Annotated in this window: 21 protein-coding genes; 11 read left to right on the top strand and 10 right to left on the bottom strand. The window is 64.9% G+C overall.

The genetic code is table 11. From position 1 onward, the window contains the following. Window positions 1–26: 26 nt before the first annotated feature. From QK287_RS04570 to QK287_RS04535, 8 genes are all read right to left on the bottom strand, one after another. The gene (locus QK287_RS04570; RefSeq protein ID WP_282359448.1) at window positions 27–971 is read right to left on the bottom strand and encodes an ABC transporter substrate-binding protein; all 945 of its coding nucleotides are present in this window, start codon (window positions 969–971) and stop codon (window positions 27–29) included. A gap of 110 nt (window positions 972–1,081) precedes the next feature. After that, window positions 1,082–1,420, bottom strand: a complete 339-nt coding sequence (locus tag QK287_RS04565; protein ID WP_282359447.1) for a hypothetical protein — start codon at window positions 1,418–1,420, stop codon at window positions 1,082–1,084. Window positions 1,421–1,489: 69 nt separating this feature from the next. Next, complete coding sequence (locus QK287_RS04560) at window positions 1,490–1,630, bottom strand: hypothetical protein (protein WP_282359446.1); 141 nt, start codon at window positions 1,628–1,630, stop codon at window positions 1,490–1,492. Beyond that, window positions 1,627–3,474, bottom strand: coding sequence for a glycoside hydrolase family 15 protein (locus QK287_RS04555; RefSeq protein ID WP_282359445.1), 1,848 nt, complete (start codon window positions 3,472–3,474; stop codon window positions 1,627–1,629). The genes QK287_RS04560 and QK287_RS04555 overlap by 4 nt, the downstream gene beginning before the upstream one ends. A 180-nt stretch (window positions 3,475–3,654) precedes the next feature. After that, window positions 3,655–4,683, bottom strand: coding sequence for a DUF2891 family protein (locus tag QK287_RS04550; RefSeq protein ID WP_282359444.1), 1,029 nt, complete (start codon window positions 4,681–4,683; stop codon window positions 3,655–3,657). A gap of 23 nt (window positions 4,684–4,706) precedes the next feature. Further along, window positions 4,707–5,678, bottom strand: coding sequence for a DUF979 domain-containing protein (locus QK287_RS04545; RefSeq protein WP_282359443.1), 972 nt, complete (start codon window positions 5,676–5,678; stop codon window positions 4,707–4,709). Continuing rightward, on the bottom strand, window positions 5,675–6,397 hold the full coding sequence (locus tag QK287_RS04540) for a DUF969 domain-containing protein (RefSeq protein ID WP_282359442.1): 723 nt from the start codon (window positions 6,395–6,397) through the stop codon (window positions 5,675–5,677). The genes QK287_RS04545 and QK287_RS04540 overlap by 4 nt, the downstream gene beginning before the upstream one ends. A gap of 169 nt (window positions 6,398–6,566) precedes the next feature. Beyond that, window positions 6,567–7,244, bottom strand: a complete 678-nt coding sequence (locus QK287_RS04535) for a GntR family transcriptional regulator (protein WP_282359441.1) — start codon at window positions 7,242–7,244, stop codon at window positions 6,567–6,569. Between the two features lie 101 nt (window positions 7,245–7,345). Between QK287_RS04535 and QK287_RS04530 the strand changes: the two genes are divergently transcribed. After that, a complete protein-coding gene (locus QK287_RS04530; protein WP_282359440.1) occupies window positions 7,346–8,275 on the top strand; it encodes an ATP-binding cassette domain-containing protein in 930 nt (309 codons plus the stop codon). 6 nt (window positions 8,276–8,281) lie between these two features. After that, window positions 8,282–9,592, top strand: coding sequence for an ABC transporter permease (locus QK287_RS04525; RefSeq protein ID WP_282359439.1), 1,311 nt, complete (start codon window positions 8,282–8,284; stop codon window positions 9,590–9,592). A 429-nt stretch (window positions 9,593–10,021) separates the two neighbouring features. Here QK287_RS04525 and QK287_RS04520 read toward each other — a convergent pair whose 3' ends face one another. Then, the gene (locus tag QK287_RS04520) at window positions 10,022–10,606 is read right to left on the bottom strand and encodes a sigma-70 family RNA polymerase sigma factor (RefSeq protein ID WP_282359438.1); all 585 of its coding nucleotides are present in this window, start codon (window positions 10,604–10,606) and stop codon (window positions 10,022–10,024) included. 213 nt (window positions 10,607–10,819) lie between these two features. Here QK287_RS04520 and QK287_RS04515 point away from each other — a divergent pair, with 213 nt between their 5' ends. The 9 genes from QK287_RS04515 (at window position 10,820) to galK (ending at window position 22,916) form a co-directional block, all read left to right on the top strand. Next, window positions 10,820–11,434, top strand: a complete 615-nt coding sequence (locus QK287_RS04515) for a TetR/AcrR family transcriptional regulator (RefSeq protein ID WP_282359437.1) — start codon at window positions 10,820–10,822, stop codon at window positions 11,432–11,434. Window positions 11,435–12,050: 616 nt separating this feature from the next. Then, complete coding sequence (locus QK287_RS04510; protein ID WP_282359436.1) at window positions 12,051–13,373, top strand: extracellular solute-binding protein; 1,323 nt, start codon at window positions 12,051–12,053, stop codon at window positions 13,371–13,373. Between the two features lie 105 nt (window positions 13,374–13,478). Continuing rightward, window positions 13,479–14,375: a sugar ABC transporter permease gene (locus QK287_RS04505; RefSeq protein WP_226773515.1), complete on the top strand. Its 897-nt coding sequence runs from the start codon at window positions 13,479–13,481 to the stop codon at window positions 14,373–14,375. After that, a complete protein-coding gene (locus QK287_RS04500; protein ID WP_226773455.1) occupies window positions 14,372–15,322 on the top strand; it encodes a carbohydrate ABC transporter permease in 951 nt (316 codons plus the stop codon). Before QK287_RS04505 ends, QK287_RS04500 begins: the two co-directional genes overlap by 4 nt. Next, window positions 15,319–17,427, top strand: coding sequence for a beta-galactosidase (locus tag QK287_RS04495; protein WP_282359434.1), 2,109 nt, complete (start codon window positions 15,319–15,321; stop codon window positions 17,425–17,427). The genes QK287_RS04500 and QK287_RS04495 overlap by 4 nt, the downstream gene beginning before the upstream one ends. Before the next feature lie 9 nt (window positions 17,428–17,436). Then, window positions 17,437–18,255: a DeoR/GlpR family DNA-binding transcription regulator gene (locus QK287_RS04490; RefSeq protein ID WP_253031583.1), complete on the top strand. Its 819-nt coding sequence runs from the start codon at window positions 17,437–17,439 to the stop codon at window positions 18,253–18,255. A 44-nt stretch (window positions 18,256–18,299) separates the two neighbouring features. Next, complete coding sequence (locus QK287_RS04485; protein WP_282359433.1) at window positions 18,300–20,549, top strand: alpha-galactosidase; 2,250 nt, start codon at window positions 18,300–18,302, stop codon at window positions 20,547–20,549. 1 nt (window position 20,550) lies between these two features. Further along, window positions 20,551–21,732, top strand: a complete 1,182-nt coding sequence (gene galT / locus QK287_RS04480) for a galactose-1-phosphate uridylyltransferase (protein WP_282359432.1) — start codon at window positions 20,551–20,553, stop codon at window positions 21,730–21,732. Beyond that, the gene (gene galK / locus QK287_RS04475; protein WP_226774703.1) at window positions 21,729–22,916 is read left to right on the top strand and encodes a galactokinase; all 1,188 of its coding nucleotides are present in this window, start codon (window positions 21,729–21,731) and stop codon (window positions 22,914–22,916) included. The genes galT and galK overlap by 4 nt, the downstream gene beginning before the upstream one ends. 39 nt (window positions 22,917–22,955) lie before the next feature. Here the strand turns inward: galK and QK287_RS04470 are convergent, their stop codons facing one another. Beyond that, window positions 22,956–23,768, bottom strand: coding sequence for an SDR family NAD(P)-dependent oxidoreductase (locus QK287_RS04470; RefSeq protein WP_226774704.1), 813 nt, complete (start codon window positions 23,766–23,768; stop codon window positions 22,956–22,958). Window positions 23,769–24,103: the final 335 nt, after the last annotated feature.

The raw sequence follows: 24,103 nt of genomic DNA, 5'->3' as shown, positions 1-24,103 counted from the left end.
CCCGGGGCACGGACGCGACGATGCTTCTAGCCGGTAAATCCTTTATCTTTGAGCCAGGCGGCAGCCGCATCCCGGGGGTTTACCTTCCGGTCGCCGGAGACTTCCTCGTTCAACTTCAGCAAGTCCGCCGTCGTCAGAACCCGTGACACTTTGTTCAGCACTTCCGTGCTCTTAGCGTCCAGCCGGTCCTTCAGCGCCAGCGGCACCACCTGTTGGGCCGCGAAATTGTTCAGCGGATCCGCCAGGGAAACCAGCTTGTTCTGGAGAATCAGCGGTGAGGTGCTGAAGACATCGGCGGCCTGGATCCTGTCATCGAGCAGCGCCCGGACTGTCACCGGCCCGCCACCGTCGCTAAAGGGGACGAATTCCTTAGGCTCGCAGCCGTAGTTCGCTTTGAGCCCCGGGAGGCCCTGGGGCCGTTCCTTGGCTTCCGGCGGCATGCCGAGCGCAATCTGATCACACACCTTCCCCAGGTCGGCAAGAGTTTTGAGCCCGAACTTCGCCGCCGTCGCCTCGGTGACCACGATGGAATCCTTGTCCTCCGCTTGGGCCGCTTCGAGCACTGTCAACTCGTCGGGCAGCTTGCCGGGGAGTGCTTTCATGACCTCGTCGGCACTGGCAGCGGTAGCGGTCTTGTCAACGTAGCGGAGCAGATTGCCGCTGTAATCGGGGACGACGTCGATCGACCTGTCCTGCAAGGCCCGCACATACACCTCACGGGAGCCAATTCCTGGCTTCGTCGACGCGGGGATGCCAGCCGCGTTGAGCGCACCCGCGTAAACCTCGGCCAGCGTCTCGCTTTCCGGGAAGTTTGCCGAGCCGATCACCAGGGCAGCCCCCGGGGTGCTGCTTCCCGAAGGCCGGTCATTGTTCAGCGGATCATTTCCGGCGCCGCAGGCGGCCAGCGAGAGCGCGAGCAAAGTCCCCGCTGCCAGCGCGACGGTCCGGGCCAGTGGTTTCATCATGTTCATGTTCCTCATTCTTGAACCCGGCCGGTTCCGGGCCGAATTTTTCGTCCTGATGCGCCTGCACCCGCAGGACCATGGTACTCAGCACCGTCCGCAACTGCGGCAATGGCGCCTCAAGGATGCATTGGTCCGGGAACGCCGGCCGGGCTGACGGGACGCAGTGGCAGCATTTTGCGCGAGCCCGCATTTTCTGCCGCGTCCAGGGTCGGGTGCTGGACGCAGGCGGGGACCAGCCGCCCGGTGTCAGGGTGACTCATTGAGTACATGCAGGAGCCGAGCCGTTCCTGGGTCTCCCGCGTTTTCGGGTCCTCGCTGGCCTCGCCGCGTTCGATCATCGCCCAGGCGGGTGCGACGTCGGCGGCGTCCATGATAGCCGCGGCAAAGACCACGGCGATGCCGGCTGCGAAGCCAAACACCACCCCGGCGGCAACCGACATGACATTCTTGGGCACCGGCGCCAGCGTCAGGACGGCATAGGCCAGGATGAATACGGCAGGTCCCCATCAACCCGTGCTGCCGAATTAGTTCCGGATTTCATCGACCGACGGTAACGGGAACAGCAGGGCTGCCGCCGCCGCGGCAGCCACCGGGGCAAGCAGCGGGCCCAGCCGCAGGCCGGCCCGGAGCCGGCTGCCCGCAATGGGTGCGTTCGCTCCCCTCATGTGGCGTCTCCGGGGTCCCCGATGCCCGCCCGTCCCTTGTTCTCGGCCGTGTGAATGGCCCAAGCGGCGTTGATCAGGCCGATATGGCTGAAAGCCTGAGGGAAGTTGCCGAGCAGCTCGCTGCCGTCCGGGGAAACTTCTTCGGCCATCAGACCCAGATCGGTGGCAAAGCCGGAGGCCCGTTCAAAAACGGCGCGGGCACGTCCGGTCTGTCCGGCCAACGCCAGTGCGTGCGCCAGCCAGAAAGTACAGATCAGGAACGTGCCTTCCTCCCCGGACAGCCCGTCGTCCCCCTGGTAGCGGTACACCAGGCCACGGCTGTCGGTGAGCCGTTCATCGATGGCGTTGATCGTGGCCAGCATCCGCGGGTCATCGGCGGGGACAAAGCCGACGATGGCAAGCATCAGTACGGACGCGTCGAGCTCTTCGGAACCGTACGCCTGCGTGTAGGCATGGGCGTGGTCGTTCCAGCCGTTCACGCGAATCGAGTCGGCAAGCCGGGCACGCGCTTGGATCCACTGCGGCACCCGGTCTTCGGCGTCCAGGACCGCGGCGAGGCCGATGGCACGGTCCACGGCGACCCAGCACATCAGTTTCGAGTGCAGGTAATGCCGGGGGGCACCGCGGACCTCCCAGATGCCCTGGTCGGTCGACTGCCACAGTGATGCCGCGGTGTCGGCCGCCCCGGCCAGGAACTTCCGGGTTCCGGGCTCCATCGCAGTGAGGTACTCAGGAAGGGTGGCTGCCGCGTCCAGAAGTTCGCCGTACACATCGAGTTGGCGCTGGTTCCAGGCGCCGTTGCCCACCCGCACCGGGGCACTGTTGCGCCAGCCCGGAAGGTGGGCCAGTTCCCGCTCGGACAAGTCCCGTTCGCCGCCGATGCCATACATGATCTGCAGCGTCGCGTCGCTGTCCGGCCGGCTGGCCGAGACCGACGCGAGGAATTGGAAGAACTTTCCGGCCTCATCCGGGCACGCAGCCACCCAGAGCGCCTGCAATGTCATACTCGCATCCCGGATCCAGGTGTAGCGGTAATCCCAGTTCCGGGTTCCGCCGGCCACTTCCGGAAGTGAGGTCGTCGCTGCCGCCACGATCGCGCCGGTCGGAAAGTAGGTTAGGGCCTGCAGGATCCGACCGCTGGTAGCCACCAGATCCTGCCAGGGCCCCCCGTAACTTTGGTGCAACCGCGACCAGCTGGCCCAGCCCTCCAGCGTGTCCTCAAGCCGCCGCGCGATCTCCTGCGGGTTCCAGAAGGCCGGCAATCCGGCGCCGGAGTCCTCGTGATGGAGGCCGAACTCCAAAACGTCGCCGGAGCGAAGTACCGGATTCGCCCGGGCAGTACCGTCCACCAGCTCGAAAGGAACCGTGGTGGACAGGGCCAGGATCCGGGTGCCGCCCCGAACCGTGACCCCACCCTCGACCCGGGCCAGCTCCGGCACGTCCCGGCCGTAGTCCGGGCGGGGAGCGAACACCACTTCCAGTTCGATCTCCCCGCTGCAGCAGACCACATGACGCAGCAGCGTACCGGGCGCCCCGGCACCAAGTTCGTGGCCCCGGATCCCGTCCCCGAGCGCCAACGCGTCGGTGACCGTAACGATTCCCGCGGACGTGGTGTGGGTCGTCTCCAACACCATTGTGGGACCCAGGTAGCGCCGCGTCGAGGAATACGGGGCAACAGGCCGGATTGACCAGGAACCGGCAGCCTCGCCCAGGATGCGGCCGAAAACGGAAGGGCTGTCGAACCGTGGAAAGCATAGCCAGTCCACCGAACCGGCCCGACTCACCAGCGCCGCGGAGCTGCAATCCGAGAGCATGGCGTAGTTTGCGATCGGTTCGTTGCTCATCGGTGCCCCTGCCTAGTAGCCAACCCGGCCCGGCTCCGCATGTGTGGAGCCGGGCCCCGGAAAACCGCGGGCGGTTGCCCGTCGTTCTACGACTATCGGCAAGGCCCCGGTCCGGGCTCTGCAAATGATGACACACGGCAGGGCGCCTGGCCACGGCCGTGCCGAAGCATTGTGAATTTCCTACTGTGCCGAGGCCAAAGCGTCCCACGCAAAACTGGCGAGCCAGTGGCTGGACATAAACTCCTCGGTGCTGACGGAATCCATGCCTGCGGCCAGCAATGGCATCGTCGCGACGTCGAGAACCCGGGCCGCTGCGCCAGTTCCCTGCGCTGCCGAGAGCGCTCGGCGGATTCTGATCAGCTGGCCGGCGCGGGTCAGGTTCAACCCGTTGAGGTGTGCCAGATACCCGTCCGACTCATCGGTGACAGTGGCTTTGGCAAGGATCCTGTCATCCGGCGCGAGACCCGGCAGGAACGCTGCAAACCACGCGGCAAAGGCATCCGCGTCGAGCACCCGGGCCATCAGGTCGGCCTCGCTCAAACCGGCGGACAGGAAATCCTGCCCGCTCATTTCCCACTCCCCCGGCCATCCGGCGTCGTCCCTAAACCAGTTCAGTGCCGCTTTCTCACAAACGGCGGCAGCCTGGTCCCTGCCCAGGGTGCGGAAGGCGTCCAGCATCATGCCCAGGCCGAACGCGGCATTGGTATGCAGGCCATGCCGGACCGGGAACTCCGCTTTGGCGGTCCAGCCGGCCACCAGGGAGGCGACAATGTCCACCAGCGGATCCAGGTTCTTGCCCCATTGCCGGATCTGCGCGTCCCGGGAAGAGGCGGCAGCAGCAGCGAGCCGAACCAGCCAGGCCCAACCGTACGGACGCTCCCAGCTGGGGTTCGCCAGCAGGTAAGCACCTTCGACGGCGAGGTTTTCAGCGGTGAGGTTCGCTGCCAGCACCGCCCGGAGGGCGCTGTCACGGCCGGCGTCGAGACCATGCTCCACCAGGACGACGCCGAGCCAGCTCATGTGCACCGAGGAATGCCAGTCGAAAGAGGTGTAGAACGCCGGGTGAAGTTCCTGCGGGCTGGCCCGGTCCGCCAGGGACGTTTCCACGTGGTGGGAGGCGTAGGGATACGCTCGGGTCAGGTTGTCCAGGACGATGTCCGCGTAGGCCTCGGCGAGGTGGTCCATTTGTTCCGTGGGATTCAGGATCATGCGCGCTCCTTTGAAGGGCAAAGTCAGTTGAAGGCCAGGAAGTACATCAGTGCTGTGTTGGCGCCCAGCAACGGAATTGCCGTGGCGATCTGGGCCCTGATGACTCCGTATTTGTTTTTCATTTCCAGCAACGCTGCCGGGACCAGGTTGAAGTTGGCGGCCATCGGTGTGCACAGCGTCCCGCAGAAGCCCGCCAGCATGCCGATCGCGAAGATGATCGCTGGATTCCCGTGGAAGCCCTGGACCAGGACCGGCCAGCCGATGGCGGCTGTCATGATGGGAAACGCGGCGAAGGCGTTGCCCATCAGCACCGTAAAGAGGAACATCCCAACGGAGTAGACGATCACGGCGGCAATCAGCGAACCCTCCGGAAGTATGCCTTTGGCCAGCGTGCCCACTGCCGTGCCGACGCCGGCCTTGGTGAACAGAATGCCCAGCGTGGAGAGCATCTGCGGCAGCAGTGCTGCCCAGCCGATGGACTCGAGAATGCGGCGCCCTTCGAAAATCGGGGTCAGCTTCTGCTTCGGCCGCAGAATAACGACGGCGACGACGGCAGCCGCGACGGCACCGACGGCCAGTGCCACGAGTGTTGTGTTGGTGGGATCGAAGATCGGTTGTCCACCGATCTTCAGCACCGGAGCGAGCAGCACAATGATCACCGTCACCACCGGCAGGACGAGCGCCGGGATGAAGAGCCTGTTGCCGAACCGGGTGGCGGATACGGCGCGCTCTGTCATGCTCGTGGTCCTTGCTTTGCCATCACCAAGAGGTCCCGAGCTGGCAAGAGTCACCAGCACCAGCACGGCCACGCCCAGGATCCACGGCGGCGCGGTGCCAGCCTGGACCCAAGTGCCATAGAAGAAGCACACACCCAGCAGTCCCCAAAAAGCCGCACTGCCCCAGCGCTTCGGATGGGTCGTATCGCGGGCAATCAAGAATGCCCAGGCAACAAAAAGAATGCCAATCAGCCAGAAAACAGCTTCAACCTTGATCATGCGTTGCCTCCGACAGTGGCGCTCTGGGCGGTCTTCGCTGCTTGTTGGGTTGCCTGGACGTCCCGGTCCAGCTCGCGGTCGAGCCGCAAGAGACGGAACCCGTGGATCAGGAAGGCGATCACGGCGGACGGGATAGCCCAGATGGCCAACTCAAGCGGCTCCAGGTGGAGCCCGTATGTCGCGTCCACGAAGGTGGTGATCAGCAGGATCGAGCCTACTGCGACAAAAATGTCCTCGCCGAAGAAGACACCGACGTTGTCTGCTGCAGCGGAGTGGCCCTTGATTTTTTCCCGTACCTTCTCCGGAACCTCGCCGTACCGCCGCAGCGCGGCGCCTTCCGCCATCGGGAAGACCAATGGCCGCACCGTCTGCGCATGGCCGCCGATCCCGGTCAGGCCGAGGGCAGCCGTGGCTTGGCGGACCAGGAGGTACCCCAAAAGGACACGCCCGGCCGTGAGCTTGGCGAGCTTGGAAATCAAAGTCTTCGCCTGCTCCTGGAGGCCAAACCGTTCGATGATGCCGATGACGGGAAGGACCACAACAAAAATCGTGACCGACCTGCTGCTGGCGAAACCGGAACCAAAGGCGTCGAGGATTTGAAGCGGCGTCAGTCCGCCGAGAAGGGCCGTGATGATGCCTGAGGCGGTAACAACAATCAGTGGGTTCATTCGGATGGCAAAGCCGACGATGACCAGCAAAACTCCGATTAGTACGAGCATATCCATCCATCCCCGCATGGATCAGGTCCGATCTGCGGACGCGAGTAGTTATCGTGGCATGGCCGAGCCGGCCCGTGCCGGGAAGGTGGTCCCCGCAAAGTGATGCCCATCACCGTGATCCACAGCCTAGGGATTTGTTGAACAATGCGCAAGGCGCCGCAGCGCCCGGCTAATCGGTCATGGCCTCGAGCAATTGAGCCTCGGCCCGGTCAAGATAGCGGCGCACGAATTCCGCGGCAGCGGCATTGTCCCCGGCGGCCATCAACTCAATCACGTGCGCGTTGTCCGCCACGTAAGGCTCGTGGAATGCCGGATCGGATCCCATCGAGTGGAACACCAGCCGCATTTCCGCCAAGACCTGCTCCATCAACGAATCAAGCCGCTCACTTGCCGCCCGCGCAACCAACGCCCGGTGGAATTCCTGATTGGCTGCCGCCATCCCGTTGACATCCCCGCTGGAACTGGCCAGCTGGGCCGCGGCCACAATTACCCGCAACTCATCCAGCGGCGCTGGTTCCTGCCACAGCACGGCTGCAGGTTCAATAAAGCGGCGCACACGGTAAATTTCACGAACGTCTGCCGCGGACGGTCTGGCGACAAAAACTCCGCGGTTGGGAATGCGGGTAATAATATGTTCGGCGTTCAGCGCGGTGAACGCCTCCCGGAGCGTGTTCCGGCTGACACCCAGGGCATCACCCAGGGCCTCCTCGGATAACTTTGTGCCGGGCGCGAGCTCGCCGGCAGCTATCCGCTGACGCAGTTGGGCTGAGATCCACACACCTGTGTGGGAGTGGGTTGAGCCCTTAGCCATCCGGCGAAGGGAATCCAGTACCGCTTCGAAAGTCATGGCGCCAAGCCTAGTTGGCAGTCTGGGCACCGTTGGCACCGGCCGGCCCCGCGCCGAGTCGTGGCCACCCTGCCATAACGGGTCCGGTTAGAGTGGTGTGCATGACGTTGGGGGACGCGGCGGAGCCGCTGGTACACATCCAGGATTTTCAGATGGACTTCGGGGACACAACGGTCATCAAGGACCTCTCCTTCGATGTCCGGGCCGGGGAAACTTTCGGGTTCCTGGGCAGCAACGGTTCGGGCAAGACCACGACGCTGCGGGCACTTCTGGGGATTTACCAGCCGACGGCCGGGATCCTCCACATCGGGGGTAAACCTTTCGCCCCGCAGGACGGTGCCCGGCTGGGGTACCTGCCCGAGGAACGCGGCCTGTACAAAAAGGAGTCCGTCCTCGATGTGATGGTGTACTTCGGCCGGCTCAAGGGCCTGGATAAATCGCGCGCCAAAGCCTGGTCCCGGGAGTATTTGGACCGGGTCGACCTTGCTGACAAAGCCGGCATGCGGCTGGACAAGCTCTCCGGCGGTCAGCAGCAGAAAATCCAGCTCGGTGTGACCATCATGAACGATCCGGAGCTGTTGATCCTGGACGAGCCGACCAAGGGTTTTGACCCGGTGAACCGGCGCCTGCTGATGGACATCATCGAGGAACAAAAACTCGCCGGCGCGACCGTCATCATGGTCACCCACCAGATGGAAGAAGTCGAACGGCTCTGCGACCGGGTGATCTTGCTCAAGGACGGGACGGCCCGGGCGTACGGAACCGTTGCCGAGGTCCAGGAACAATTCGGCGGGACCCTCTACCGGCTCTCCTACGACGGGGTCCTTCCCGCCTCGGCCCTGTACGACGTCGTAGCCAACACAGGGACCAATGCCGAGCTCTCACCACGCCCCGGCTGCGACGAAACCGCCGTCCTGCGCGAACTTATCGATCACGGCATGGCCGTCCGGTCCTTCACCACCGCGAGAACGTCGTTGGATGAAATCTTTATCAAGGTATACGGCGAAGCCCACACGATGGCGGAGGCATAACACCCCATGACACATCCCACGGGCACTAAACCCTCCCCCGCTCCCCCGCCCCGGCCGGGGCCGGTCCCGCCGAAGCGCCCCTTCGCCCAGCACAACCTCGGCACCGTCATCGGATTCGAATTCACCCGCACCATGAAAAAACGCGGATTCTGGATCGCCACCCTGGCGATCCCGGTGGTGCTTGCGATCGTGTTCGCGCTAGTCTTCCTCAGCAACTCCTCCACCGCGGCCAGCGCCGACGCCCAGAAGACCGCAACAGTGTCCTTCACCTACAGCGATGCCTCCGGTCTCATCACTCCGCAGATCGCCACCGCCATGGGCGGGACGAAAGCCAGCGATCCGGCTAAAGCGCTGCAGGACGTCAAAGCCGGGTCTACAGATGCGTATTTTGAGTACCCCGCCGAGCCGGCCACCCAGCCGGTTAAGGTCTACGGGACGGACAAAGGGATCTTCGAAAACGGCAAGTACGACGCCGTCGCCAAGCAACTCCTCACCGCCTCGGCCCAAGCCGCCGTCGGCTCCCCCCAACTGACCGCCGCGGCCAGCGGCAATGTGAAAACTGAATCCCAAGCGTTCAAGGACGGCCAGCTTGCCGGCGGGCTAGGCTCCGTCGTGCCGCCGTTGATGTTCCTGCTGATCTTCTACGTCTCGATCATCCTGCTCTCCAACCAGATGCTCAACAGCACCCTGGAGGAGAAGGAAAACAGGGTTACCGAAATGATCCTCACCACCCTGAACCCGACCACCCTGATCGTCGGCAAAGTCGTGGCCTTGTTTATGGTCGGCCTTCTCCAAATCATCGTCTTCCTCGCCCCCATCGCTGTCGGCTATCTCTTCTTCCGCGAAAAGCTCGCCCTCCCCGATTTCGACCTTTCCAACCTCACCTTCGAACCCGGAACCATGATCGTCGGGGCACTTCTGCTGCTGGGCGGGTTCACCGTCTTCACCGGCGTCCTGGTCGCGATCGGCGCGATCATGCCCACGGCCAAGGACGCCGGCAGCATCTTCGGACCGCTCATGGGCCTGATCTTTGTACCCTTCTACGCCGTCACCCTCATCGTCTCGGACCCGAACGCCCCCATCGTGCAGATCTTCACCTACTTTCCGCTCTCCGCCCCGATCACAGCCATGCTCCGCAACGCCTTCGGCACCCTTAGCCCGCTCGAAGCAACAATCATCATCGCCGAACTCTTTATCCTCGGATTCCTCATCCTCCGCCTCGCCGTCCACCTCTTCCGCTACGGATCCATCCAATACTCAAGCAAACTCTCCATCGCCGGAACCTTCCGCAAACGCAGTTCACTTGACCGGAAATGACTCGGAGGAGCCGGAAGAAACTTGTTCCGGCTCCTCCGTTGTTATTGCCTCGACAGCAGTTCCGGTACTTGGCCCGGCGCCGGTGCCGGCAGGGGCTTGCTGCTGCGGGTGTTTCGTCCTGGCTGGGCGGCCCCTGGAGTGCCGGACGGCACTCTGACGGCGCCTGCCCGTCGGATGGACCCACAGCGTGTCCAGGGGCTTTATGGCTCGGATTCGGACTAGTGGCGGGCTTCGGACTTGGTACCGCGCCCTGGAATGGGCTGGAGCCGGGACCTGCGTTGCAGATCTGGCTTGACGCCCCCGCCCCCCCGGTCGGTCGGTTACCTGCAGCAGCTGCAGCGCCGGCTGGCCTGTCTGTGGGCAGCCGGCGTACCGGGACGAACAGAGCCGTCCGCCACCCCCGGGGCAGGGGCTCCCGCGGGATTCCCGCTATGCCGGCTCCAGCTGCGTCCTGAGCCTGTGGAGGCCGTCCCTGATCCTGGACTTGATGGTGGCAAGGGGCACGGAAAGCTCCTCCGAGATCTCCCGGTAAGTAAGCGACCCGAAGTAGGCCAGGACGATGGATTCCCGCTGAAGTGCTGACAGGCATGCCAGCGACGCAATGAGGACCCGGGCTTCCATCTTTGCTGTCACCGCTTCGAGTACACCGTCGTAGGCACCGGGCACGCTCGCAGCCCAGCGGTCGTCACGGTTGCGGCTGCTTTGGCTGGACCGGACTTTGTCAACGGCCCGCCGGTGCGCAATGGTCATCAGCCAGGCTGTTGGGGTCCCAAGCGCCGGCTGGTACTTCGCCGCGTCCTGCCAGACCACGAGGAATATTTCCTGGACCACTTCCTCGCTGAGCTCACGGTCGAGGACAACCCGCTGGACCAATCCGGACACCTGGCGGGCCGTGTGTCGGTAGAACTCATTAAAGGCCAGGTGATCGCCGTGGGACGTGCGCACCAGGAGGCCGGCCAGGAGATCCCGGGCTTGGTGGGTCCGGGGAGGTACGTCCTGCTCTAAACGGTTCATGGCGCCTTCAGCTTTCGGCCCGAGAACCACGAGCGGGGTGAGGGGTTGCGCCCGGGCCTGCGGCCAAAGCGCCCTACTCTCGGTACTGACGGTTACAACAGCCGTGGCCGGATCGCTCCATACCAACGTAGAACGCTGGTTCTCACTTCATAGGGTTTACCATAGAGAACGATCGTTATCTAGGCAAGCGGGGTGTTGGAAAGGGTGGTTGAGGTGACCACAGCAGAGCGTGCCGCGCCGGCGAACCAGCCCGCCGAACGGCCGGATGACGACGCATCCCGAGAGAAAGTCATTGCCGCCGCCGCAGTGCTTTTTTATGCCCGGGGCTTTACTGCCGTGGGAATGGACGAACTCCGGACCGAATCGGGCGTCCCGCTCAAGCGCCTTTACCGCTTGTTTCCGTCCAAGGAAGCCATTGTGGAAGAAGTCCTGTTCGCGTGGGAGCGTATGTGGACGTCCGGGGTGACGGCGCAGGTTGAATCGACCCAGGTGCCCCGCGAGCGGCTGCTGGCTGTCTACGACTTCCTGGCCAGCTGGTTCACTTCTGAGGGATTCCGGGGGTGCGCTTTTATCAACTCCTTCGGGGAAGTAGGCGGTGCCTCCGGAAATATCACCGACATCGTCAGGAAGCAGAAGAAACACTTCCAGGACTATCTGGCTGAACTGGCGGAGGACCTCGGCGCCCCCGCATCGCTGGCCCCGCAACTGGCCATCCTTGCCGAAGGCGCCATCACCACTGCGGCAATAGCCGCCAGCGCCGAGCCCGCGCGCCAGGCCCGGGCGGCGGCGGAGATCCTGATCGACGTTGCGCTCCGGGACACCCCCTAGACCGTGGACCCCGGTCCCTGCTTCCAGAACCCTGCCGGGAGGACCACCACCGGACGCGCATGCCCAAATCGAAATGGCTTGATCTTTGCCGGAGCATCGACGACCACACAGCTTTGACGGCCCGGCCGCGGGCAGCAGACGTCGCCGGCGTTAGCGCAGGATTAACCCCGCCAGGGAACACTAGCCTGGCGGGCCTGGCATTTTGGTGCCCGCCCCCATCGACGAGCCGGTAAAGGTCCCGTTCAAACGGTTCCGACAGACCCATGACTTCGGCTCGGACTCGGCCGGGACCATCACAGTTGACTCTATTGAGCTTGCGGCTCCTTTCGCGGGGCTGATCACCGCCTGCAGAGCCTGCCCATCCGACGACTGAACCGGAGCGCGTCCCCCGGTCGGCGTCCCACTAAGCAGGGGCGTGCGGATCTCCCCAGGCCGGATCCGTGGTTAACCTGCGGCCCGGCAGACCCACCCCGCACCTCGGCCGCCATCGACTCGCTTGCCTAACGACCTGACATAAATTGTTCCCTTTGGTCTCTTGACGTTCCTTATTGTGCGTTTATGATAGATAGTGATGTGAGTTACTTCACACGCCAGCCGTTATTTCAAAGGAGAAATCATGACCATGCATGAAGACGCACTGCGCCGGGCTTCCAGCCACGGCGGCTGGGACCGGCGGACTTTGCTGAAGACATTCGGTGCCGGAGCAGTCGCCATGGCCGGAATTCCCCTGCTCACAGCCTGCACCGGCGGCAGCGCCCCCGCCGGCGGCAGCAGCGGCAGCTCCTCGCTCTCCTTTGGCTCGGGCTCCTCCGACGAAGTGCCCAAGGCTGCCTACAAGGCAGTTACGGATGCGTTTACAAAAAAGTCCGGCGTTACCGTCAACACCAACGTTGTTCCGCACAACGATTTCCAGAACAAGATCAACACCTACCTGCAGGGAAGCCCAGACGACGCCTTTACCTGGTTCGCAGGCTACCGGATGCAGTACTACGCGGATAAGGGCCTGCTCGCGCCAATCGACGACGTCTGGGAGAAGGTCGGAGCCAACTACTCCGACGCCATGAAAAAGGCGTCCACCGGCAGCGACGGCAAGATGTACTTCATCCCGAACTACAACTATCCCTGGGGATTCTTCTACCGCAAGAGCCTCTGGACCGAGAAGGGCTACGAAGTCCCCGAAACGTTCGACCAGCTGACAACGCTGGCGAAAAAGATGCAAGGCGACGGGCTGATCCCGATCGAATTTGCAGACAAAGACGGCTGGCCTGCCATGGGCACCTTCGACTACATGAACATGCGCCTCAACGGCTACCAGTTCCACATGGACCTCACAGCCCACAAGGAATCCTGGGACCAGAAGAAGGTCAGCGACGTTTTTGACACCTGGACGGCCCTGTTGCCGTACCAGAACCCCAACGCCCTTGGCATGACCTGGCAGGACTCTGCCAAGAACCTCGCCGACAAGAAGTCCGGCATGTACCTGCTTGGCTCCTTCCTGACCCAGCAGTACACGGACAAGGCAGTCGCTGACGATATCGACTTTTTCCAGTTCCCGGAAATCGCGATGGAAGGCCGCGACGCCGTCGAAGCCCCCATCGATGGCCTCCTGCTGTCCAAGAAGGGCGGCCAGAACCAGTCGGCTCGGGACTTCATGGCCTACCTCGGCACCCCGGAGGGACAAGACGTTTACGCCTCGGTCGACTCTGCCAACATCGCCGCCGCCAAGGGCACTGACACGTCCAAGTTCTCGCCGCTGAACAAAAAAATGGCCGACGTGATCACCAACGCCAAGAGCATCAGCCAGTTCTTCGACCGCGATGCCCTCCCGGCCATGGCCAATAACGTGATGATTCCGGCCCTGCAGTCCTTTATCAAGGACGGCGCCGTCGACGTCAAGAACCTGGAAGCCCAGGCCAAAGCACTGTACGCCGCCCAGTAGCCGCCGAACGAAGACTCCCCCAACGAGCCAGATCGAGGAATCGTCTTAGTGAGTACATCAACCAACACAAACCCCGCCCCGGCGCGGCGCTCCGGCGCTGCCCCGGTGCGGCGGGTCCGCCGGCTGTCCCGCAGCGACAAGTGGGTCCTGGCCTTTATGGTGGGCCTGCCGACTTTGATTCAGCTGGTCCTTGTCTGGATTCCAACGCTGCTCTCCGCCGCGTTGTCCTTCACCCGATGGAACGGCCTGACCCTGGAGGACATCAAACCCGCCGGGGTGGACAACTATGAATTCATCGCCCAGAACTACCCGCCGTTCTGGCCCGCGGTGCAGCACAATGTGCTGTGGCTGATCTTTCTGGCGCTGATCGCCACACCACTGGGGCTGCTGCTCGCGATCCTGCTGGACCAGAACATCCGCGGCACCAAGATCTACCAGAGCATCTTCTTCACTCCCGTGATGCTCTCACTGGCACTGATCGGCGTCATCTGGCAGTTGTTCTACAACCGGGATACCGGCCTGTTGAACTTCCTGCTCGGAACCGCAGGAACGCCGCAGGCAGTCGACTGGTTCGGCGATTCGAGCGTCAACATCTGGGCTGCCCTGGTGGCCGCCACCTGGCGGCACGCCGGTTACGTGATGATCCTGTACTTGGCGGGGCTCAAGGGCGTTGACCCAACCCTGCGTGAGGCCGCCCAGATCGACGGCGCCAACGCCGTGCAGACCTTTTTCCGGGTGATCTTCCCGGCCATGCGCCCGGTCAACGTCATCATCATCGTCATTACAGTCATCGAGTCCCTGCGGGCCTTCGACATCGTCTACGTCATTAACCGCGGCACCAACGGCCTGGAGCTGATCAGCGCCCTCGTGGTCCAGAACCTCGTCGGCGAAGGCCAAGTGATCGGCGTCGGCTCAGCCCTGGCAGTCATCTTGCTGGTTATCTCGCTGGTTCCCATCACCTTCTACCTCTCCCGCGCATTCGGAAAGGACAAAGAGGCATGAGCATCTCCAATCCCTCCCGTCCCGACGTGGGCGGCAGGAAACTCCAGCCCACGGCCGCGAACCGCGCGGCAGGGCGCGCCGCCGGAAAACGAACATCCGCGAAGCGGCACTACGGAACCCACATTTTCCTGAGCGTTATGGCCATTATGTGGCTGATTCCGCTGGTGTGGACCCTCTTCACGGCACTGCGGCCGAAGGCAGACACCGACAAATACGGCTACTTCAGCCTCGGTGGCTCCTTCAGTTTCGACAACTTCGTGCAGGCATGGACGCAGGCCGGTTTCGCCCAGTACGCATGGAACTCCGTCCTGATCACGGTCCCCTCGGTCCTGCTGATCCTCTTCTTCGCCTCCATGATGGCTTTCGCCGTCAGCCGGGTGAACTGGAAGTTCAACATCACCCTGCTGATCATGTTCACGGCCGGGAACCTGCTGCCGCCCCAGGTGCTGGCCGCTCCCCTGTTTGAAATGTTCAAGCACTTCGAACTGCCGTACAGCATCAGCGATTCGGGCAACCTGCTCAATACCTACATCAGCGTCATTGCCGTTGATACCGCTTTCCAAATCGGCTTCGTCACCTTTGTGCTCTCCAACTACATGAAGGCGCTGTCCTCCGAGTTGACGGAGGCCGCCCTCGTGGACGGTGCGGGCATCTGGCGCCAGTACTGGGAGATCATCCTGCCGCTGTGCCGCCCGGCGCTGGCGGCCATGGGCACCTTGGAAGTGATCTTTATTTACAACGACTTCTTCTGGCCTCTTCTTTTTATTCAAAGCGGGGACCGGCTTCCGCTGACCACGGCCGTGAACAACCTCCAGGGCCAGTTCCTGTCCAACTACAACCTCATTGCCGCGGGCGCCATGATTACGGCGATCCCGGCCCTGATCATCTACCTCATGCTTCAGCGGCACTTCGTCGCCGGACTGACCCTCGGCTCCAGCAAAGGATGAATGTGAGCAGCAACCACAACGCCGCCATGGACTACATCAGCGCCCGTCTCGGCTCCGAAGGGTCGCCGATGCTGGCCTTTGGCGGAGATTACAACCCCGAGCAGTGGCCCGAGGAAACCTGGGACGAAGACGTCCGGCTGATGCGCGAGGCCGGCGTCAACCTGGTCAGCGTGGGCATCTTCAGCTGGTCCCTGCTCGAACCAGCCGAGGGCAGCTACGAATTCGGCTGGCTGGACCGGGTCCTGGACCTGCTGCATGCCAACGGCATCCGGGTTGACCTGGCGAACGCCACGGCCTCCCCACCGCCCTGGTTCAGCCACAAGTATCCCCAATCACTGCCGGTGACGGCCGACGGCGTGCGGCACAGCTACGGTTCCCGGCAGGCTTTTGCCGCCTCAAGCCCGGACTACCGCCGCGCCGCCGCGGCGCTGACCGAGCAGATCGTGCTCCGCTACAAGGACCATCCGGCCGTGGTGATGTGGCACGTCCACAATGAGTACGGCTGCCACAACCAGCCTGACTTCTCCGACGGTGCCGCTGCCGGTTTCCGGCGCTGGCTCGAACTTCGGTACGGCAGCATCGATGCCCTCAATGCCGCGTGGGGAACCTCATTCTGGTCCCAGCGCTACTCGGCCTGGGCGCAGATCCTGCCGCCCCGGACGTCCGGGACCTGGGTCAACCCGACCCAGCAACTGGACTTCGCCCGGTACTCCTCCGATGAGCTGCTCGAATGCTACACGGCCGAGGCGGCCATCATCCGCTCGCACTCGGAGCATCCAGTCACCACCAACTTCATGGGCTTCAACATGGGCCTGCACCAGCCCGTGGACTACTGGCGCTGGTCCGAGGAAATGGATGTGGTCTCCAACGACCACTACCTCATTGCCGAAGATCCGCGGAATTTCCAGGAGCTGGCGGCAACGGCTGACCTCACCCGCGGCTGGGCCAAGGGCAAGCCGTGGCTCCTGATGGAGCATTCCACCTCGGCGGTCAACTGGCAGCCCCGCAACATCGCCAAGGCGCCGGGCCAGATGCTCCGCAATGCCATGCAGCACGTGGCCCGCGGCGCTGATGGTGCGCTCTTTTTCCAGTGGCGGGCCTCGCGCGCGGGCGCCGAGAAATTCCACTCCGGAATGCTGCCGCACGCCGGCACGGACACCAAAGTCTGGCGCGAAGTCGTCCAGCTGGGACAGTCGCTGCGCAGCCTGGCCGAGCTTAGCGGTTCGGTTGTCACCGGCGCCTCCGGCCAGGTGGATGTGGCTATCCTGCACGACACCGACGCCCGCTGGGCCTCGGAACTGGACTCGCACCCGAGTGTGGACGCCTCGAACATCGCGGAAACCAGGCGCTGGCACGACGCCTTCTACCGGGCCGGCATTCCCACGGACTTTCGGCAGAGCACCGAGGACCTGGCCGGTTATCGCCTGGTGGTCGCGCCGATGCAGTACCTCGTCACCGACGCCGGGGCGGCAAACCTGGAAGCCTACGTCCGCGCCGGCGGCCATCTGGTGGTGACCTATTTCTCCGGTATCGTGGACGAAAATGACCACATCAGGCTTGGCAGTTACCCGGGGGCGTTCAGTGCCCTGCTGGGGGTACGGATGGAAGAGTTCTTTCCGCTTTGCGCCGGCGAAAGCGTCCGGCTCAGCGGCTTCGGTGCGGGCTCCTGCTGGAATGAGCTGGGGCGTACCACCACCGCCGAGGTCCTGGCGGCCATCGACGAGGGGCCGGCCGCCGGTTCCCCCGCCGTGACCCGCAACCTCGCCGGAAGCGGCCGTGCCTACTACGTCGCCACAACACTCGCGCCGGCGGGCCTGGGCGAACTGCTCGGCGTCATCTGTGCCGATGCGGCCGTGCAGCCTCTTGTCCCGGATCTGCCGGCCGGTGTCGAAGTGACCCGGCGAAGCAAAGACGGAACAGACTGGACGTTCTGCATCAACCACGGAACACAGGACGTCCGGCTGCCGCTGGCAGGCGTTGACCTGCTTACCGGCACCGAGCTCGACGGCGGGCTCGGGCTGGAAGCCGGGGCCGTCGCCGTCGTCCGTTCCACCGCCCGGCAGGGCAGCCCCTCCGCCGCCAAGTCAACCCACTCAAGCCTGTAAGGACTCCGCATGCTAGCCGCAGCCCGTCATTCCGCCATTCTCGCGGAGGTCCAGCGTGAGCGGATTGTCCGCGTCACGGACCTCGCCAAGATGCTCGGCGTCTCGCTGATGACCGTGCGGCGCGACATCGAGGCGCTCGACACGGCCGGCGTACTGGAAAAGATCCATGGCGGGGCCAAGCTGCCCGGCGGGGCCAGCACCCACGAGCCGGGCTTTGAGCTGAAAGTGACGCAGCTCAAGGACGAAAAAATGGCGATCGCCCAGGAGGCGGCCGCCCAGGTTCGCGAAGGCATGGCCGTGGGGCTCAGCGCCGGAACCACTACCTGGGCGCTGGCCCAGCTGTTGTCCCCCGGTCCCCGGATCACGGTGGTCACCAACTCGGTGCGGATCGCCGACGTTTTCCACCAGAATTCCTCTGCGTCCACTGTGATCCTGACCGGCGGCGAGCGGACCCCTTCGGATGCGCTCGTCGGGCCGCTGGCCACCTCCTCGCTCAGGCAACTGCACCTGGATGTGCTGTTCCTCGGCGTCCACGGGGTCGACGCCGATGCCGGGTTCACCACACCAAACGTCCTGGAGGCAGAGACGGACAGGGCTTTCGTCAGTGCGGCCCGCCGGGTGGTGGTGCTCGCCGACCACACGAAGTGGGGCACCCTGGGTATCAGCACGATTGCGAGCCTCGAGGATGCCGACGAACTCATCAGCGACGACCTCCTGGGCGGTGAAGCCCGGCGCATTCTTGGCGAACGCGTGGGGCGGCTCCGACTTGCTCCTGCCGGCGGCGCCCGGCCCGTCCCCGCCGCACGCCTCCTGGCCACGCCGGGCTGACCGGTACGGCCCGCCCACCCCAACCCCCTATGCCTGGAGCTACCGTGAACAACCCGGACCTCACTCGTGCACCCGAGACCCCTTTGCCCCTCCCTGATCCGCTCTACCTGCGCCGCTCAGGAACGTCACTGCTGATCGATTTCCGCACCGGTGAACCCGCCCTGCTGCACTTCGGCGCCGACCTTGGCCCGGCTCTTCCGGACCTGTCCCTGTTGGGCGACCCCGTGCCGCACTCGGCCCTCGACATCCCCGTCACGCTCGGGCTGATCCCGCAGGCATCCTCCGGCTGGCGGGGGCGTCCGGGCCTCCGCGGGCACCGCAACGGACTGGCGTTCTCGGCCCGCCTGCGCGTGAGCGCGGTGGAACGATCCAGCGGGACGGACTGCTCAGCCGTAATCACCCAGGCCGACCCAACCGCGGGTGTCACCGTCCGCACGGAGGTCAGGATCAACGACGGCGGCCTGCTCCAGCTCCGGCACCGGCTCGATAACAACGGGACCGATCCCTATAGCGTCGAGGAACTCGCGGCGGTGCTTCCGGTGGGCCGCGCCGCCACCGAGATCCTGGACCTGACCGGGCGGTGGTGCCGGGAGTCGCACCCCCAGCGGATGCCGCTGGGCCAGGGAACCTGGGTCCGCTCCGGGCGGCACGGCCGGACCGGCCATGACGCCTCGCTCCTGCTGGCCGCCGGCACCCCCGGATTCGGCAACCGCCACGGGCAGGTGTGGGCCGTCCACCTGGGCTGGAGCGGCAACCACGAGAGCTTCGTCGACGCCGCCCCCGACGGCCGCACGGTGATCGGGGCCTCGGAGCTGCTTGGCTCCGGCGAGATCACCCTCGCCGCAAACACCGGCTACGAGACGCCCTGGTTGTTCGCGGCGTACTCCGCCGAGGGGCTGGACGGTATCAGCGACGCGTTCTACGCCTGGTTCCGCCAGCGCCCGCACCACCCCGGCGCAGAGTCCGGCAAGGCCCGCCCGGTGGTCCTCAACGTCTGGGAAGCGGTGTATTTCGACCACCGGATGCCGGTACTGCTTGAACTCGCCGAATCCGCCGCCCGGCTTGGGGTGGAACGCTACGTCCTGGACGACGGCTGGTTCCGGGGACGGCGCCATGACGGTGCGGGCCTCGGAGACTGGTACGTTGACGAGGACCTGTGGCCCGAAGGCTTGTCCCCGCTGATTGACGCGGTCACCGGCCACGGGATGGAGTTCGGGCTCTGGGTCGAGCCAGAGATGGTCAATGAAGATTCGGACCTGGCCCGGGCCCACCCGGGCTGGATCGCCGGCCCGGCCCCGCGGCCGTCCAGCGACGGCGGACCGGCTGGCCGGCTGCCGGAGCGGTGGCGGCACCAGCAGGTCCTGGACCTGGTCAATCCGGAGGCCTGGCAGTACATTTTCGACCGGCTCGATGCCTTGCTGCGCGAAAACAACATCGCCTACCTCAAGTGGGACCAGAACCGGGACCTCGGCGAAATGGGCCATGCCGGCCGGCCGTCAGTGCACGACCAGACAAGGGCCGTTTACCGGCTCCTCGACGAGCTCCGCAAGGCCCATCCCGGCGTCGAGATCGAAAGCTGCTCCTCTGGAGGTGCCCGTGTGGACCTTGGCATCCTGGAACGCACGGACCGGATCTGGGGCTCGGACTGCAACGATGCCCTGGAACGGCAAACCATCCAGCGCTGGACCGGGATAGTGGTCCCGCCGGAACTCGTCGGATCCCACATCGGACCGACCCGAAGCCACACCACCGCACGAACCCACGACCTTTCCTTCCGGGCCATCACGGCCATGTTCGGCCATTTCGGCCTCGAATGGGACGTCCGGCACCTCGATGATTCCGAGCGCACCGAACTTGCGGCAGCAATCGCCCTGTTCAAGGAATACCGCTCACTGCTGCACACCGGACGTATGGTGCGGGCCGACGAGTCCGATCCGGCCCTCCGGCTGCATGGCGTCGTTTCGCACGACGGCGGCGAGGCCCTCTTCGCGCTGGTGTCCGTGGCGACCTCGTTCGCTGAAGTCCCCGGCCGGATCGCCGTCCCGGGGTTGCTGCCGGATGCCGTGTATCGGGTGGAAGCGGTCTACCCGGCGCCGGACGACAGGCGGGCGTTCCTGCAGGCCGTGCCGCCGGCGTGGCTAGCCGCCGGCGTTGAGGCGACGGGCCGTTTCCTGGCCGGTTCCGGACTTCCGATGCCTGTCCTCAACCCGGAGCACGGGCTGCTCCTGACCGCCCGCCGGGTCACCGCTGCCGGGCCAACCCCAGCCGGCGGCCACGCCGTGAGGAGCTCCTGACATGGGCCAGATTGCAAAGCGCTCCTACAAGCTCTCCGACGGCCGGGACATCATCTACTTCGATGATGCCGATACCGTCCTGCCGCCTGAACGCGGGGACGATCTCCGCGAGCCGGCCGTCCGGCCGCCCACGGCCACGATGCGCCAGGACGCCCTGACCGGCGAATGGATTTCGATCGCGGCTGCCCGGCAGAACCGGGTGGTCCTGCCGCCCTCGCATCTGGATCCGCTGGCCCCCGCGTCGCCGGACAATCCTTCGGAAATTCCGAGCCGCTATGACGTCGCCGTCTTTGAAAACAAATCCCCGTCTTTCGGGCCCGGGCTGTCCGGCCCCGAAGCGCCCGAAACCCTGGACGATCTGGCCCGGGTCGGGCTGGGGCGCAGCCGGCAATCAGTGGGCCGGTGCGAGGTGGTGTGCTTTTCCCCCGAACACACCGGTTCCCTCGCCGGGATGTCCGTGTCCCGGATGCGCACGGTTGTGGAGGCCTGGGCAGACCGGACGGCCGCGCTGTCGGCGCTGCCCGGCGTCGAGCAGGTCTTCCCTTTCGAGAATCGGGGCGAGGCGATCGGTGTGACGCTGCACCACCCGCACGGACAGATCTATGCCTACCCCTTTATCACTCCCCGCACTGCCCAATTGGTCCGCACCATCGAAAATTACGGCGGCTCGCTGTTCGAGGACATCCTTGACTTTGAGCAGAAATCCGAGCGGGTGCTGCTCCAGGGTGAGCACTGGACGGCGTTTGTGCCGTTTGCCGCGCGCTGGCCACTGGAAGTACACGTCCTCCCGCACCGGCACGTCCCGGATCTCGCCGCCACAACGGGCGGGGAACGCGATGAGTTCTCCCGGCTGTACCGCCGGCTCCTGCGCGGCATCGACGCCCTCTACGACACCCCCACGCCCTACATTTCGGCGTGGCATCAGGCCCCCGTCCACGTCCACCGGGACGACATCCGCCTGATGCTGCAGCTGACCTCCCCCCGCCGGGAAAAAGACAAGCTCAAGTACTTGGCAGGTTCCGAGGCGGCGATGGGTGCGTTTATAGCAGACATCCCGCCGGAAACCGCTGCCGCACGGCTCCGCAAGGCCATCGAAAGAGCCGGCGGCGGGCCAGCCGGGGCGGCCACGGAACCGCCCGTCGCAGGTCAGCGCACGGCAGGACAGGAGCACCTCCGGCCATGAACGACGTCCTGCACCGTGGAAGCAAGTACTTCGAAAGCCAGTTCGGCGGCGCGCCGGACGGGCTGTGGTCGGCGCCGGGCCGGGTCAACCTGATCGGTGAGCACACGGACTATAACGACGGCTACGCGTTTCCGATCGCAATCGATAAGCGCACCACTGTGGCGGCCCGCGCGCGGGAAGACCGCCTGCTGCGGGTGGCCAGCAGCTCCTATCCCGGCGTGGTGGAGGTGAGCCTGGACCACCTCGACCCGGCTGCGCTCACCGGCTGGGCCGCCTACCCGCTGGGCGTTGCCTGGGCGATGAGCCAGCCGCCGGGAGGTGCCGGCGACGCCGGTGCCACCATTGCCCGCGCCGGGCTGACCGGCATGGATCTGGCACTGATCTCGGACGTCCCGGCCGGCGCCGGCCTCTCTTCTTCCGCTGCCGTCGAATGCGCCGTGGCCCTCGCCCTGAATGAGCTGTGGGGACTTGGGCTGGACAGGCAGGAACTGGCCAGGATCGGCCAACTGGCCGAGAACCGTGTGGTCGGCGCGCCCACCGGCATCATGGACCAGTCGGCTTCACTTCTGGGCGAGCCGGATCATGGCATCCTGCTTGACTGCCAGCACCTCACGACCGAGAGTATTGCCCTCGGCTTAACCGCCGCCGGGGTGGGGATCCTCGTGATCGACACCCGCACCAGCCACTCGCACGCGGACGGCGGCTATGCCAGCCGACGCCGGTCCTGCGAGGACGGCGCCCGCACCATGGGCGTCGCCAGCCTGCGGGCCCTTGGCCCCGGCGACCTTCCCCGCGCCGAGGCCCTGCTGGACGGGCAGACCTTCCGCCGGGTCCGCCACATCATCACGGAGAACCAGCGGGTATTGGACACCGTCGCCGCGCTGCGGACATCGGGCCCTGCCGCCATCGGATCATTCCTCAACGAATCACATGTCTCGATGCGCGACGACTTCGAAATCTCCACGCCGGAACTTGACCTCGCCGTCTCCAGCGCCCAGGAACTGGGCAGTATCGGCGCCCGCATGACCGGCGGGGGCTTTGGCGGCGCCGCGATCGCACTGGTGCGAAACAGCGACGCCGCCAGGGTCGCCGAGGGAATTGCCCGTGAGTTCTCCGACGCGGGCTTCGCCGCGCCGCACATCTTTCCGGTCAGCGCGTCGGCCGGTGCCCGGCGCGAACGGTAACACCCACGTCGGCACCTTTGGTGTCCGCGGGTTGGCCGCTTAGATGCTGCGATGGTCCCGGACTGAAGCTTCCAAGGCATCAAGTCCGGGCGCCAACGCCGCATCGACTGCCATCGGGTCCTCGACATTGAGCCGCTGCATGCTGCGGCGGCTTTCGGGCGCCGTGTTGATTTCGTGGTCACCGGCAAGAAGCCCGGCCATGAGGTCCGTGATGACTGCCTCGACTGTCCGGCGCTCCCAGCCCTGATCAGCACCGGCGTTCTGGGTGGACATCATCGCGGTGTCCGTCGCCCCCGGATACACCGTGGCCACGTGCACGCCGGTGCCGTGCAGTTCACGCCGCAACGATTCCCCGAAGCGTGCCAGCCCGGCCTTTGTGGCAGCGTAAACAGCGTAGAACGGCATACCCACCAGCGCGATGCCACTGGAAATATTGAGCACAATACTGTCCCTCGCTGTGCCGCTGGCCCGCAGTTGCGGCAGGAGGGCCCGGGTCAGCAGCAGCGGCGCGGTGAGATTCAGGTCGATCATCGAGCGCACATCCACCTCGCTGGAGAGCTCCAGGCGGCCCGCCCGGACGTTACCGGCGTTGTTGATCAGCAAGTCCACGGCATCCCACGCCACGACTGCCTCGACCACCCGGTCCACGGCGCCCGGCATGCTCAGGTCCTGCACAAGGATTTCGGCACTGCCGCCGGCGGCTTGAACCAGAGCAGCGGTTTCCTTCAGCGTTTCTTCCCTACGGCCCACGAGCAACAAGTGCGCACCGCGGGCGGCGAACTCGAGGGCCAGGGCCTGGCCGATGCCCTGACCTGCGCCGGTGATGATGCCTCGGCGGTTGCTGAGATCCATCTGGGGATCCTTCCGGTTTGAGGATGCCGGACCACGATGACGTCCGGCGGGGTGTTCAGTGAGCGTCAACCCACACCGTCCGCGGGCTATTCCGAAGTGGATGGGCCGCGACGGTCCACCAGCGGATGTAACGGGTTGGTTACGGGTTTGGGGTGACCCATCCGGGGTGGGGGGTGTTCCCGAAGTACTCCTGACAGACCAAGCCGGACCCGCTGGATTCATTGTCAGGACCGCACCGCTTACGGTGTGGCCGCGGGAACGGATACATCCACTGAACTACTTTCAAGGAGCATTCCCATGCGCACATCGATCAAGACTTTCGCCGGTATCGCCGC

This window comes from Arthrobacter sp. AL05 (assembly GCF_029960715.1).
In the GTDB taxonomy this organism is placed as follows: domain Bacteria; phylum Actinomycetota; class Actinomycetes; order Actinomycetales; family Micrococcaceae; genus Arthrobacter.
The sequence above is the reverse complement of the archived record's forward strand: the minus strand, read 5'-3'. Positions and strand labels throughout refer to the sequence as shown.